This is a genomic window from Actinokineospora xionganensis, from assembly GCF_014323725.1.
Lineage (GTDB): Bacteria > Actinomycetota > Actinomycetes > Mycobacteriales > Pseudonocardiaceae > Actinokineospora > Actinokineospora xionganensis.
Map to the genome: position 1 here is coordinate 18,631 of NZ_JABVED010000019.1, position 14,120 is coordinate 32,750.

The 14,120-nt window shown below is 69.2% G+C and carries 11 protein-coding genes; 5 read left to right on the forward strand and 6 right to left on the reverse strand.

All coding sequences use genetic code 11. The annotated features are described in order from the left end of the window. Positions 1-196: 196 nt before the first annotated feature. Positions 197-1,285 (reverse strand): ABC transporter ATP-binding protein, encoded by a 1,089-nt coding sequence (locus GPZ80_RS26390; RefSeq protein WP_187223794.1) that lies wholly within the window; start codon positions 1,283-1,285, stop codon positions 197-199. 127 nt (positions 1,286-1,412) lie between these two features. Here GPZ80_RS26390 and GPZ80_RS26395 point away from each other — a divergent pair, with 127 nt between their 5' ends. The 5 genes from GPZ80_RS26395 (at position 1,413) to GPZ80_RS26415 (ending at position 10,146) form a co-directional block, all read left to right on the forward strand. Further along, positions 1,413-2,300: an SIS domain-containing protein gene (locus GPZ80_RS26395; RefSeq protein ID WP_187223795.1), complete on the forward strand. Its 888-nt coding sequence runs from the start codon at positions 1,413-1,415 to the stop codon at positions 2,298-2,300. A gap of 15 nt (positions 2,301-2,315) precedes the next feature. Beyond that, on the forward strand, positions 2,316-4,064 hold the full coding sequence (locus tag GPZ80_RS26400; RefSeq protein ID WP_187223796.1) for a glycoside hydrolase family 35 protein: 1,749 nt from the start codon (positions 2,316-2,318) through the stop codon (positions 4,062-4,064). A gap of 184 nt (positions 4,065-4,248) precedes the next feature. Then, positions 4,249-8,052: an endo-alpha-N-acetylgalactosaminidase family protein gene (locus tag GPZ80_RS26405; RefSeq protein WP_222719897.1), complete on the forward strand. Its 3,804-nt coding sequence runs from the start codon at positions 4,249-4,251 to the stop codon at positions 8,050-8,052. A gap of 35 nt (positions 8,053-8,087) precedes the next feature. Further along, the gene (locus GPZ80_RS26410; RefSeq protein ID WP_187223798.1) at positions 8,088-9,338 is read left to right on the forward strand and encodes an ROK family transcriptional regulator; all 1,251 of its coding nucleotides are present in this window, start codon (positions 8,088-8,090) and stop codon (positions 9,336-9,338) included. A gap of 178 nt (positions 9,339-9,516) precedes the next feature. Then, complete coding sequence (locus GPZ80_RS26415) at positions 9,517-10,146, forward strand: PadR family transcriptional regulator (protein ID WP_187223799.1); 630 nt, start codon at positions 9,517-9,519, stop codon at positions 10,144-10,146. On the opposite strand, the gene GPZ80_RS26420 is transcribed toward GPZ80_RS26415, so the two are convergent. The 5 genes from GPZ80_RS26420 to tsf all read right to left on the reverse strand — a co-directional run bounded on the left by GPZ80_RS26420 (position 10,143) and on the right by tsf (position 14,082). Continuing rightward, positions 10,143-10,895 (reverse strand): class I SAM-dependent methyltransferase, encoded by a 753-nt coding sequence (locus GPZ80_RS26420; RefSeq protein ID WP_187223800.1) that lies wholly within the window; start codon positions 10,893-10,895, stop codon positions 10,143-10,145. The genes GPZ80_RS26415 and GPZ80_RS26420 overlap by 4 nt on opposite strands. 20 nt (positions 10,896-10,915) lie before the next feature. Then, positions 10,916-11,764, reverse strand: a complete 849-nt coding sequence (locus GPZ80_RS26425) for a phosphatidate cytidylyltransferase (RefSeq protein ID WP_312880589.1) — start codon at positions 11,762-11,764, stop codon at positions 10,916-10,918. Positions 11,765-11,845: 81 nt separating this feature from the next. Further along, a complete protein-coding gene (gene frr / locus GPZ80_RS26430) occupies positions 11,846-12,403 on the reverse strand; it encodes a ribosome recycling factor (RefSeq protein ID WP_187223802.1) in 558 nt (185 codons plus the stop codon). Between the two features lie 25 nt (positions 12,404-12,428). Continuing rightward, a complete protein-coding gene (gene pyrH / locus GPZ80_RS26435; protein WP_091370964.1) occupies positions 12,429-13,160 on the reverse strand; it encodes a UMP kinase in 732 nt (243 codons plus the stop codon). A 106-nt stretch (positions 13,161-13,266) separates the two neighbouring features. Beyond that, positions 13,267-14,082 (reverse strand): translation elongation factor Ts, encoded by an 816-nt coding sequence (gene tsf / locus GPZ80_RS26440; protein WP_187223803.1) that lies wholly within the window; start codon positions 14,080-14,082, stop codon positions 13,267-13,269. Between the last annotated feature and the right edge of the window lie 38 nt (positions 14,083-14,120).

Genomic DNA, 14,120 nt, shown 5'->3' on the forward strand with positions numbered 1-14,120 from the left:
CGGCATCGAACACGCAACCGCTCGACCTCAGGGACGAAGATGCGAACTCACCGTCCTGAACGGTGAACTCGTAGTCGGGAAGGGGCGACTCGCGGTTGTCGCGTTCGCTCACCGTGCCCGCGCGACCCGGGGTGGCGAGCCAAATCGTGCGACCCTGGCGGGGGCGGCTTGCTCGATCGCACCCGCCAGGAGCAGTTCACTGCCCGCCGAGCCGCAAACCCGTCACGGCGTCGAACACGTGCAGCCGCTCGACGTCGGGGACGAGAGTGATCCGCTCTCCGCGCATCGCGCGGGACATGCCTTCGGTCCGCACCGCGATCGGCTCGTGGTCGGGGGCGCCATCCGGGCGGCAGTAGAGGAATCCGTCGCTGCCGAGTTCCTCCACGACCTCGATTGTCACCGCCATCCCCCGGGAGCCCTCGGCGCCCACGCGCCAGTTCTCCGGACGCACGCCCACAACCACGTCGGGGCTCGTCACGTCGTTGACCTGCTCGCGGGTGAGCGGCACGCGCTGGCCGCCGAACACCGCCTCGCGACCATCCACAGTGGCCGGGAGCAGGTTCATCGCGGGCGAGCCGATGAACCCGGCGACGAACAGGTTGGCGGGCCGGGAGAACAGGGCGATCGGGGTGTCGCACTGCTGCAGTTCCCCGTCCTTGAGGACGGCGACCCGGTCGCCCATCGTCATCGCCTCGACCTGGTCGTGGGTGACATAGAGGGTGGTGACGTCCAGCCGCCGCTGCAGCGTGGCGATCTGGGTGCGGGTCTGGACCCGCAGCTTGGCGTCGAGGTTCGACAGCGGCTCGTCCATCAGGAAGACCTGCGGGCGGCGGACGATCGCGCGGCCCATCGCCACCCGCTGCCGCTGGCCGCCGGAGAGCTTGGCGGGCTTGCGGTCGAGGTACTTCTCCAGGTCGAGCAGCTTCGCCGCCTCCAGGATCCGGCGCTCGCGCTCCGCCTTCTCCACCTTGGTGATGCGCAGGTGGAACCCGATGTTCTCGGCGACGGTCATGTGCGGGTAGAGCGCGTAGCTCTGGAACACCATGGCGATGTCGCGGTCCTTGGGCGGCAGCGACGTGACGTCGCGGTCACCGATCCAGATCTCGCCGTCGTCGACCGGCTCCAGCCCGGCGAGCATCCGCAGAGTGGTCGACTTGCCGCAGCCCGACGGTCCGACGAGGACGAGCAGTTCCCCTTGTTCGATCTTCAGGTCGAGTTCCGCGAGGGCGGGACGCTCCACGCCGGGATAGCGGCGTGTGACACCGCGGTACGAAACACCGGCCATGAGGGGCTCCAAAGGGGAAGGTGTGCAAGAACATGCGAAATTCTATGGGGTTCCAACCATAAGTCAACAGTCGCAAACAGTTTTGTGTACGCTGTTGCCAGTTCACCGGCCAGGACGGAGGGGCGCCTTGTCCTTCATCACCAGCGAGATCGCCAGCCAGCCCGAGTGCTGGAGCCGAGCGGTCGCCCTTGCCGCCGAGCTGGCCCGCGTCCTGCCCCAGTCCGGCGAGCGCGTCGCCGTGGTCGGCTGCGGCACCTCACGGTTCATCGCGGAGTCCTACGCCGCCCTGCGCGAACAGCGCGGACACGGCCGGACCGACGCCTTCGCGGCGTCGGAGTTTCCCGAGGCGCGCACCTACGACACGGTCATCGCGCTGACCCGGTCCGGCGCGACCAGCGAGGTAGTCGACCTGCTGCGCGCGCTGCCGCCTCGCACGCGCACGGTCGCGGTCACCGCCGACCCGGACTCGCCGGTGTCGCGCTTCGCCGACGACGTCGTGCCGCTCGGCTTCGCCGACGAGCGCGCGGTAGTGCAGACCCGGTTCGCCACGACCACCCTGGCACTGCTGCGGGCGGGGCTCGGCGAAGACCTCGGCCCGGCCATCACCGACCTGCGCGAAGCGATCACGGTGCCGCTCCCGGCGGACATCGTGCACGCCGCCCAGTTCACCTTCCTCGGCCGCGGCTGGACCGTCGGGCTCGCGCACGAGGCCGCGCTGAAGCTGCGCGAGGAGTCCGCGGCCTGGAGCGAGTCCTACCCGGCGATGGAGTACCGGCACGGCCCGATCAGCGTGACCGAACTCGGCCGCGTCGTGTGGATGATCGGCGACCTGCCCGCCGGACTCGGCGACGAGATCACCGCCGCGGGCGGCACCCTGGTCACCTCGAACCTCGACCCGATGGCCGACTTGGTGCTCACCCAGCGGCTGGCCTCGGCGATCGCGGAGGCGCATGGGCTCGACCCGGACCACCCCCGCAACCTGACCAGGTCGGTCATCCTCTCCCAGCCAGCCTGACCATTGAGGACACACATGAGTGACTCCCCCAGGTTCGTCGTCGGCACCAAGGACTTCCTGCTCGACGGCGAACCGATCCGGCTGGTCTCCGGCGCGCTGCATTACTTCCGCGTGCACCCGGAGCAGTGGGCCGACCGCCTCGCCGCCGCGCGGGCGATGGGGCTGAACACGGTCGAGACCTACCTGCCGTGGAACCTGCACGAGCCCGAGCCGGGCCGCCACGACTTCACCGGCGGTCTCGACGTCGAGCGGTTCGTCGCGCTCGCCGAGGAGACCGGGCTGTTCGTGCTGCTGCGGCCCGGGCCGTACATCTGCGCGGAGTGGGAACTCGGCGGCCTGCCCTGGTGGCTGCTGCGCGACCCGGACATGCGGCTGCGCAGCTCCTACCAGCCGTTCCTCGACGCGGTGGACGCGTGGTTCGACGTGGTGATCCCGAAACTGCTGCCGATGCTGGCCACCCGCGGCGGCCCCGCGCTGATGGTGCAGTTGGAGAACGAGTTCGGCTCCTACGGCGCCGACCCCGCCTACCTGACGCACCTTCGGGACGGCCTGCTGCGGCGCGGGGTCGACGTGCCGCTGTTCACCTCCGACGGCCCGGAGGAGCACATGCTCACCAACGGTCTCGTTGACGACGTGCTGGGCACGGTGAACTTCGGCTCGCGAGCGGAGGAGGCGTTCAAGGCCTTTCGCGGACACCGAGCCGAGGGCCCGCTGATGTGCATGGAGTTCTGGTGCGGCTGGTTCGACCACTGGGGCGAGCGCCACCACGCGCGTGACCCCCTGGACGCGGCGGCGACCCTGGACGACATCCTGGGCGCGGGCGCGTCGGTCAACTTCTACATGTGGCACGGCGGCACCAACTTCGGCTATCTCAACGGCGCCAACCACGGCGAAGGCTTCGAGCCGACGATCACCTCCTACGACTACGACGCGCCGCTGAGCGAGTGGGGCGCGCCGACGCCGAAGTTCGGGGCCTTCCGCGACGTGATCGCCAAGCACCTGGGCGAACCCCTCACCGAGGAACCACCGGCCGTGCGCCTGGCCGGGTTCGGCGACGTCCGGCTGACCGAGAGTGCCCCCGTGCTGCGCAACCTGGTGTCGGTGGGCCGGTTCGACGAGCCGCCGACCGTCGAGGAGGCCGGGATCGGCCACGGGTTCGCTGTCTACCGCGCGAGCCTTCCCGCGGGCGCGGCGACCCTGCGGATCCCAGTCGTGCACGACCGCGCGCAGCTCCTCGTGGACGGCGCGGAAATCGGCGTGCTGGAGCGCGACGGCGAGTGCGACACGGTGGCGCTCCCGCCGGGCGGCGCGCTGCTGGAGATCCTGCTGGAGAACCAGGGTCGGGTGAACTACGGCCCACACCTGCACGACCGCAAGGGCCTGCCTGGCGGCGTGCTGGTCGACGGCGCCGCGCTGTGCGACTGGGAGGTTCTGCGACTCGCGGACCTCAGCAAGATCCACTTTGGACAGCCCGGGGGCGGTCCGGTATACCGGCGCGGCGTGCTCCACGTGAACGACCCCGCGGACACCTTCGTCGACCTGCCCGGCTTCGCCAAGGGCGTGGTGTGGGTCAACGGCTTCAACCTGGGGCGCTACTGGGACCGCGGCCCGCAGACCCGGCTCTACGTGCCGAAGCCGGTGCTGGTCGCGGGGGCCAACGAGATCGTGGTACTGGACCTGCACCCGGGCGACAGCGACACTGTTCGCTTCGTGGCCGAGCCCGCACTGGGCGAGCCGGACGTCTTCCGGGGCTGCCTGGGCTGATTTCTGCGCGAAGTTGGTCTTGGTCGGCCTAATTCAAGCATCTTTTTGCACGACGACTCTTGACGCGGGCAACGTGAGTTAGAACACTAGCTGAACTAACTCTCCTACCCCTGCAGGAGTGCGCATGCGTGCCCAAGTGCCCCTAACGCTTGCCTTGATAGCCGGTTCCTTAGCCATCCCAGTCGTGACCGCCGCAGCCGAGGGTGCGACGGTCACCATCACCTCGCCCGCCCTGTCCGTCAGCGTCGACGACAGCTTCCCCCGGGTGATCAGCTACACCGACCGCGCGAGCAACGCGGTGCTGCACGGCAACGAGGACCCACTCACCCAGATCCGGGTCAACGGCACCACCTACACCCCCACCGTCACCTCGACCGTCGCGACCGACCGCGTCGACTACAAGCTCTCGTTCTCCGGCGTCACCATCGACGCACGGCTGTCGGTGAGCGGGTCCGTCGTGCACTTCGCGGTGACCGGCATCAGCGACACTCCCTCCCTGCGGGTGTCCAGCTTCGCCATCCCGGGCCACAACCTCGTCTCCGTGCGCAGCAGCCAGACCGGCGCCGCGCTCGCGACCGCTCGGATGAACACCGCGACCACCGGCACCGGCGACACGTTCACCGCCATCACCTCGTCGACGCCCGCCGACACCGCGCCGGCTGGCGCGATGTTCGCCGTGGCCAACACGGCCACGCTCGGCGCGGCGATCGTCTCGAACTCGTACTACGACAACCCTTCCGGCACCAACGCGAACGAGAGCGGACGTCTGCAGAAGCAGGTCGTCGCCAAGACCGGCTACCGCCGGGCAGGCCTGTGGAGCGGTGACTGGCTCTACCGGCCCGCGGGCGCGGCACTGACCGACACCGAGCCGCTGCCCTACGCGAAGGTCGCGATCACCCGCGACCGCAACGGTGACAGCACCGTCGACTGGCAGGACGCCGCCGTCGCCGCGCGCGACATCTGGACGGCGCCGCAGGGTTGGGAGCACACCGCGGACCGCGTGGTGCAGCGCATCCCGTTCAACTTCGGCTCGCAGGCCACGCACCCGTTCCCGCAGACCCTCGACGAGACCAAGCGGGTGGCCCGGGCCACCGATGGGCTCGGACAGTTCGTGCTGCTCAAGGGTTACGGCTCCGAGGGCCATGACTCCGCGCACATGGACTACGGCTACGTCGGCCCGAAGATGGGCGGCGCCGCCGAACTGCGCGCGCTGACCGAGGCCGCCGAGGGGCTCAACGCCGACATCGGCGTGCACGTCAACGCGCACGAGGAATATCCCGTGTCGCGCACGTTCAACCCCGCCAAGCACACCGGCGCCAACGGCTGGGACTGGCTCGACCAGTCCTATGTGATCGACGCCCGCAAGGACGGCCAGTCCGGCGACCGGCTGGCCCGGCTCAACGAGCTCAAGGCGGCGGTGCCCGCGCTGGACTTCCTCTACGTCGACGTCTGGTACGGCGACGGCTACGTCTCCCGCAAGCTGGCGCGTGACATCAACGGGCTGGGCTGGCAGATGGCGACCGAGTTCCCGGACAAGCTGGTCGACAACACGGTGTGGACGCACTGGTCGGCCGACGTGAACTACGGCGGCACCGACTACAAGGGAATCAACTCCCAGCTCGCCCGGTTCATCGGCAACCACACCCGCGACGACTGGATCGTCCGGCACCCGCTGCTCGGTGGCGCCGAACTCGAGGCCTACGAAGGCTGGCAGGGCAAGAAGGACTTCAACGCCTTCCTGCGCACCACCTTCGCAGTGAACCTGCCGACCAAGTACCTGCAGGGCTCGCCGATCACCAAGTGGACCACTGACACGGTGACACTGGCCAACGGCGTCACGGTGACCAACGCGGGCGGCACCAAGGTCATCCGCGAGAACGGCCGGGAAGTGCTGCGCGGCAACGCCTATCTCCTCCCCCGTGACGGCAGGCTCTACCACTGGAACGCTTCCGGTGGCAACACGACGTGGACCCTGCCCGCGGGCTGGACCGCGCCGAAGCTCTACCAGCTCACCGACGCAGGCCGCGTGCTCGTCGGCGACCTGGCGGTCACCGCCGGGCAGGTCTCGCTGAACGCGGCCGCGAACACCGCCTACGTCGTCTACAACGGCGCGGCGCCCGCGCAGGGCGACGCGAACTGGGGCCAGGGAACTCCGGTGAAGGACCCGGGCTTCTACGCCGGAAACCTGTCGGCGTGGTCGGTCACCGGCACGGGCGCCTCGGTCACCCGCAACGGCTCCGGCCAGAACGAGCTGACCGTCGCGGCGAACTCCACTCCGACGGTGTCGCAGCAGCTCACCGGTTTGACCGCGGGCACGTACTCGGCCTCGGTGTGGGTCTCGACTCCCGCGGGCCGCAAGGCGACGCTGAGCGTGACACCGACAGGCGGGACAGCGGCTTCGGTGTACGCCGACTGGTCCGGGGTCACCCAGGCCGCGGGCGGCAGTGAGAAGAACGGCACGACGATGCAGCGGATGAAGGTCCTCTTCGACGTCCCCGCCGGGCAGACCACCGCGACGCTGGCGCTTTCCACCGCGACCGGCTCGGGCACCGTGGTCTTCGACGACGTCCGCGTGGTCCAGTCCGGGCGCACTCCCATGAACGGTCACTACTTCGCCGAGGACTTCGAGAACGTCGACGCGGGCTGGGGACCGTTCGTCGTCGGCGGCGGTTCGCAGAACGACCCGCGAACCCACATCGCCCAGCGCAACGCGCCCTACACGCAGGCGGGCTGGAACGGGAAGCTGGTCGACGACGTGATCACCGGCGACAACTCGCTGAAGTCGCACGAGGAACGGCAGCGGCTGATCTACCAGACGGTGCCGCAGACGCTGCGGTTCACCGAGGGCAGGCAGTACAAGGTGACGGCGAACTACCAGGCCGGGTTCGGCAACGAGTACGCCTTCGTCACCGGCTCGGGCGCCTCCGAGACCAGCTCCACCAACTTCGCCCAGGCGCGGACCACCACGGTGTTCAGCAAGACGTTCACCGCCGGACCCAACGCCTGGATCGGCGTCCGCAAGCTGACCCCCGAGAACTCCAACAACGAGGCCGACCTGATCCTCGACGACCTGGTGGTCGACGACCTCGGCCCCGGCGCCGGTGGGGATGTGGTGCGGGTGCCGCAGTCCGGGATGTCGGTGACCTATGTGGACTCGCAGGAGACCACGGGTGAGAACGGCGCCGCGGCCAACGTGTTGGACGGCAACGCGAGCACGATCTGGCACACCAAGTGGGCGGGCGGTTCGGACCCGATGCCGCACGAGATCCGCGTGGACCTCGGCGCTACCTACAACGTGTCCACTGTGTATTACCTGCCGCGGCAGTCCCAGACCAACGGGCGGATCGCGAACTACGAGATCTACACCTCGACCGACGGGGTGAACTGGGGCGCGGCGGCGGCGACCGGCACGTTCCCCAACACCACGACGGAACAGGCGGTCACCTTCACCGCCCGACAGGCCCGGCACGTGCGGCTGCGCGCGCTGTCGGAGGTCGGCGGCAACCCGTGGACCGCGGTGGCCGAACTGAACGTCGGATACAAGCAGGCGGGCCGGATTCCGCAGTCGGGAATCACGGTGGCGTCGGTGTCCAGTCAGGACACCGCGACCAACGGCGCGGCGGCCAACGTGCTCGACGGCGTGGCGGACACGCTGTGGCACACCGCTTGGTCGCAGGTCGAGCCGGACGCGGCGTACCCGCACGAGATCGTGCTCGACCTCGGCCGCTCCTACTCGGTGTCGTGCCTGCACCACCTGCCCCGGCAGAGTGGGGTCAACGGCAAGATCGCCGGCTACGAGGTCTACGTTTCCGCGGACGGCACGACGTGGGGCACGGCGGTGAAGACCGGGACGTTCGCCAACACGACGGCCGAGTCGGACGCCTGCTTCACGGCGAAGTCGGGGCGGTACGTCAAGTTCCGCGCCACCTCGGAGCAGGCGGGCGGGCCCTGGGCGTCGGTCGCCGAGCTGAACGTCACCGGGGTGTAGGAAGTAGTGGGATCGACCAAGGGGGACCGGGAACGATGCGCATGACACGAGCGGACGTTCCGGTCCCCCTTGTCCGGTCCGGTGAGGTGGCGAGCCGGACCGCCATCCGCCGGGCCAACCTCGGCTTGGTGCTGCGCGACCTCAACACCCACGGATCGCGGTCGCAGACCCAGCTTGCCGAAGATCTCGGGCTGCCCAAGGCGACGGTGTCCACGCTGGTCAGCGAGCTGACCGAGCTGGGCCTCGTCTACCAGACCGATGCCACCCGGGCGGGCGCGGTCGGCAGGCCCCGGCAGACGGTGGAACTGCGCGGCACGGCCATCTGCGGCCTGGGTGTGGAGCTCACCGCCACCGACGCCCGCGCGGTCGCACTCGACCTGCGCGACGACGTCCTGCTCGACCGGTCCATCGCCATCGACCGAGCCGACCCCGACACCGTGCTCGACGCCGTCGCGGCACTCATCCACGACGCACTGGCGGTGCTGGCCGAGTCCGGGAGCCACGTCCTCGGCATCACCATCGCCGCGCCGGGCCAGCTGGACCGCGACGCGGGCGTGATCCGCTTCGCCGCTCCGCTGGGCTGGTCGGACGTGCAGCTGGTCGACGGGCTGATCTCACGGCTGAACGCGGACGTCCCCCCGATGCGCATCGACAACGACGCCCGGCTCGGCGCGGTCGCGGAATACGCCGTGGCCCGCACCGAGGGCATCCACGACCTGCTCTACGTGACCGGTGGACTCGGCGTGGGGGCCGGAATCCTGGTGGACGGCCAGATCCTGCGCGGCGCCATGGGCTTCGCGGGCGAGATCGGCCACCTGCCACTGGGCAGGCCCGACCTGCCGTGCCCGTGCGGGCGCAGCGGATGCGTGGAGGCCACGGTCGGGGTGACCGCGTTTCTCGACACCGTGTCCGACCCGCCGCACGCGGTGCGTGACCTGGACCAGCAGATGACCGACCTGCGAACCCGCGCCGACGCGGGCGACCCCGTCGTGCTCGCCGCACTGGGCACCGTCGGGCAGGGCCTCGGCGTCGTCGTGGGCATGCTGATCGACGTCCTGAGCCCCCGAGCAGTGATCCTCGGCGGCTACTTCTCCTACTTCGGCGAGCACCTCCTCACCCACGTGCGGGGTGCCGTCGAGGCGCGGGCCATCGCAGGCCAAGCAGGCGGCTGCGACATCAGGACCTCCGGCTTCGCCTTCACCGGCCCGGCTCGAGGCGCCGCCCACACCGCCCTCGAAGCCCTCTTCACCGACCCCGTCGCCTGCATGGAGCACGCGAGCAGCTAACCCGCTCGCTCAGAAACACTCACCACACACTTTCGGCCTCGTACTGGCTGGTTCGCGCTGTCCCAGCGCCCCTTGAAACGCACGTCACACATATCGTCGTTGCATCGCGATACGTTCCGATATATCGTTGAGCTATCGCGAGCGACCGCTAGCGACATCTGAAACACAGGAGTGAACAATGCGTACGTCCTTCGGACACCGCCGCCACCACCCGCGGCGCCACCACTTCCACCACACCGACCACGTCGACACGCACTTCGACCCGGAGGCCGAGATGACCCCGCCGTTCCCCCCGCTGCCCCCGTTCCCTCCCGGCTTCGGCGGGCACGGACCGGGTGGACGCGGGCGCCGCGGACCGGGCGGCCGTCAGCGTCGCGGCGATGTGCGTGCCGCCCTGCTCACGCTGCTTAAAGACCGGCCGATGCACGGCTACGAGATGATCCAGGAGATCGCCCAGCGCACCGGCGGATTCTGGAAGCCGAGCCCCGGCTCGGTCTACCCCACGCTGCAGCTGCTCGCCGACGAAGGCCTTGTCCGCGCGACGGACGGGGACGGCGGCAAGCGCCTGTTCGAGCTGACCGAGGACGGGACCGCCGCTGTCGAGCAGTTCGGCGATACCGCACCGTGGGACCACGTCACGGCGGGAGTCGACCCCGCGGAGGTCAGCCTGCGCGGCGCCATGGGCCAGTTCAGCGCGGCCGTCATCGGAGTATCCCAGGCCGCGAACGCACGACAGAAGGCCAAGGCGATCGAGATCATCAACGAGGCCCGTCGCCAGCTCTACGCGGTGCTCGGCGAAGAGGACTAAGCGAGGATCAGGCCGGTGGGCTTGCGCCGGATCAGCACCCGGTAGCCCACCGTGAACTCAAGTCCCGGCACCTCCGCGAGCGCGCGCGCCGCCACGGCCGCCGAGAACTCGATCCGCAGGACCGCCGCCATGCTCTCCCGGTCGGCGAAGCGCCACACCGTGGAGACCCGGTGGCGGGTGAACCCTTTGAGGTCGAAGAACTTGTCGACCTCCGCCGGGTCATAATCCGGCAGGTCGGCCCGCATCCAGCGGCCGTACGGCGGGCACGCCGCGTCGAGGTCGACGATCACCAGGGTGCCGCCGGGACGTAGCACGCGGTCGGCCTCACGCAGCCCCGGGTCACAGCCGGGGCCGAAGAAGTACGCCGTTCTGGCGTGCACCACATCGAAGGTCGCGTCGCCGACCGGCAGGTCCTGCGCCGACCCCGGCGCCACCGCGATCCCGGGCATTCTCGCGATCCGCGCGCGGGCCCGCTCGACCAGCGGCGGGTGCGGCTCGACCCCGAGCACGGACCGGGCCTTCGAAGCGAATCGCGGCAGGTGGAAGCCGTCGCCGCAGCCGACGTCCAGGACGTCGCCCGACCAGTCGCACAGGTCGCCGAGGAGTCGCCACAGGGTGCCCTCGGCGTCCTGGGCGCGGTTCTCGGTCTCGTAGACCTCGGGCCAATGCCAGATGTTCGGGCTCGGCACGACCTCCGCCGCACGCAACGACGTGATCAGCCGAGCTCTAGCCCGCGCGACCATCCCCATACCACCCAGGTAAGCACAGATCAGGCTGGGACGAACAGGCGAAGCAACAACCAGGACACCACGGCGGAGGGAAGCAGCGAATCCATGCGGTCCATCAGGCCACCGTGCCCCGGCAGGAGCGTGCCCATGTCCTTCACGCCGAGATCGCGCTTGATCACCGATTCCACCAGGTCGCCCAGGGTGGCGGTGGCGACGATCGCGACGCCGAACAGCACGCCCTGCCAGATCTCGCCGCCCAGCATGAAGTGGACGGTGAGCGCACCCGCGACGACACCGGCGACCACCGAACCGCAGAAGCCCTCCCAGGACTTCTTCGGGCTGATCACCGGCGCCATCGGGTGCTTGCCGAACAGCACACCGGCGATGTACCCGCCGGTGTCGGAGCTGACCACGAGGATCATGAAGCAGAGAACCCGGGCGGCGCCGTCGGCGGGGACCACGAGCATCGCGGCGAAAGCGGCGAACAACGGCACGTAGGCCGCGGTGAAGACCGACGCGCTCGCGTCACGCAGGTAGCCCTCGACACCACCGCGCAAACGCCACAGCAGACACGCCAGGATCGTCACCACGAACCCGGTGAGCAGGCCGTCGCGACCGAACGGCCACGACAGCCACACCATCGCCTGACCACCGACCAGAACCGGCCACAGCGCCACGTCGATCCCCGCGCCGCGCTTGAGCGCGCCCACGAGTTCCCACGTCGCCACGGCGACCGCGATCGCCACGATGCCGATGAAGACATGCCGGACCGTCAACAGGGCGAGCAGCACAGCCCCGCCGAGCACGACGCCGACGCCGATCGCCGCGGGCAGGTTGCGGCCCGCGCGCGAGACGTTCGGCGCGGGCAGATCCGCGCTTCCGGTTGTCACCGGGTGGTCCCTAGATTCATGCTCCAACTCCCCGACGGGCCCGGCCACCATCTCCGCGTACTCCTTGCCAGCTGTTCGAGGTCAGACCTCGAGCAGTTCGGCTTCCTTGTGCTTGACGAGCTCTTCGACCTGGTGGACGTACTTGTCGGTCAGGTTCTGCAGTTCCTTCTCGGCGCGGACGACATCATCCTCACCCGACTCGCCGTCCTTCACCAGCCGGTCGAGCTCTTCCTTGGCCTTGCGGCGGACGCTGCGGATCGAGATCTTCGCGTCCTCACCCTTGGTCTTGGCGACCTTCACCATCTCCTTGCGGCGCTCCTCGGAGAGCTGCGGGATGACGATGCGGATGATGCTGCCGTCGTTGCTCGGGTTGACGCCCAGGTCGGAATCCCGGATCGCCTTCTCGATGGCGTTGAGCTGGGTGGCGTCGTAGGGCTTGACGACCGCCATCCGGGCCTCGGGGACCGCGACGCTCGCCAACTGGTTGAGCGGGGTCATGGAGCCGTAGTACTCGACGTGGATGCGAGAGAACATCGACGGCGTCGCGCGACCGGTTCGGACGGAGTTCATGTCCTCCTTGGCCACCGACACGGCCTTTTCCATCTTCTCCTCGGCGTCGAGGAGTGTCTCGTCGATCAAGGGGGCGCTCCTTAAATGCAGTGGGTCACGCTGACTTCGCGGGCGTACTGACCAGCGTGCCGATCCTCTCACCACGCACCGCGCGGGCGATGTTCCCCTCCGTCAGGAGGTTGAACACGATGATCGGCATGTTGTTGTCCATGCAAAGGCTGAACGCGGTCGCGTCGGCGACCTTGAGTCCACGCTCCAACACCTCGCGGTGGGTGATGTCGGTGAACATCTTCGCGTTCGGGTCGAGCTTCGGGTCCGCGTCGTAGACACCGTCGACGGCCTTGGCCATCAGCACCGCGTCGCAGCCGATCTCCAGGGCGCGCTGCGCGGCGGCGGTGTCGGTGGAGAAGTACGGCATGCCGACCCCGCAACCGAAGATGACCACGCGGCCCTTCTCCAGGTGCCGCTCGGCGCGGCGCGGGATGTAGGGCTCGGCGACCTGGCCCATGGTGATGGCCGTCTGGACGCGGGTGTCGATGCCTTCCTTCTCCAGGAAGTCCTGCAGGGCGAGACAGTTCATGACGGTGCCCAGCATCGCCATGTAGTCGGCCCGGTCGCGGTCCATCCCGCGCTGGCTCAGCTCCGCGCCGCGGAAGAAGTTGCCACCGCCGATGACGATCGAGGTCTGCACGCCGCCGCGGACGACGTCGGCGATCTGCCGGGCCACCGCGTAGACGACGTCCGGGTCGACACCGACCTCGCCGCCGCCGAACATCTCGCCGCCCAGCTTGAGCAGGACTCGGCGGAAGCTGCCGTTCTGAGTCACGTAAGACCCCTCCTCGTGACTATGCCCCGCCCTCGGTCGGTACCGGGGACGGGGCATAACCCTAGTCACTGTGTTGCTGTTAGGGCCTGCTTAGGTGCCCTATCGGTCAGGCCTGGCCGACCTCGAAGCGCGCGAAGCGGCTCACGGTCACGCCCGCCTCGTCGAGGATGGCCTTGACCGACTTCTTGGAGTCGACGACCGAGGACTGCTCGGTCAGCACGACGTCCTTGAAGAAGCCGTTGACCCGGCCTTCGACGATCTTCGGGAGCGCGCCCTCGGGCTTGCCCTCTTCGCGGGCGGTCTCCTCGGCGATGCGACGCTCGGTCGCGACGACCTCGGCCGGAACCTCGTCACGGGTGACGTAGCGCGGCTTCATCGCGGCGATCTGCATGGCGACCGAGCGGGCCACCTCTTCACCGTCGCCGGTGTACTCGACCAGCACGCCCACGGCGGGCGGCAGGTCGGAGGCGCGGCGGTGCAGGTAGGTGGTCGCGGGGCCGTCGAACACGACGACGCGGCGGAGCTCGAGCTTCTCGCCGATCTTGGCCGAGAGGTTGTGCACGGCGTCGCCCACGGTGCCGCCATCGAGCTCGGCGGCCTTGAGGGTGTCGACGTCGGTGGCCTTGGTCTCCCGGGCGACGGCGACGATCTTGTTCGCCAGTGCCTGGAACTCCTCGTTCTTGGCGACGAAGTCGGTCTCGCAGTTCAGCTCGACCATGACACCGCCGTCGGCGGCGACCAGGCCCTGGGCGGTGGCGCGCTCGGCGCGCTTGCCCACGTCCTTGGCGCCCTTGATGCGCAGGATCTCAACGGCCTTCTCGAAGTCGCCGTCGGTCTCGGTCAGCGCCTTCTTGCAGTCCATCATTCCGGCGCCGGTGAGGTCCCGGAGCTTCTTGACGTCGGCCGCGGTGAAGTTCGACATCGTGCGTTTTCCGTCCTTCTTCGGTTACGCGCGTTCGC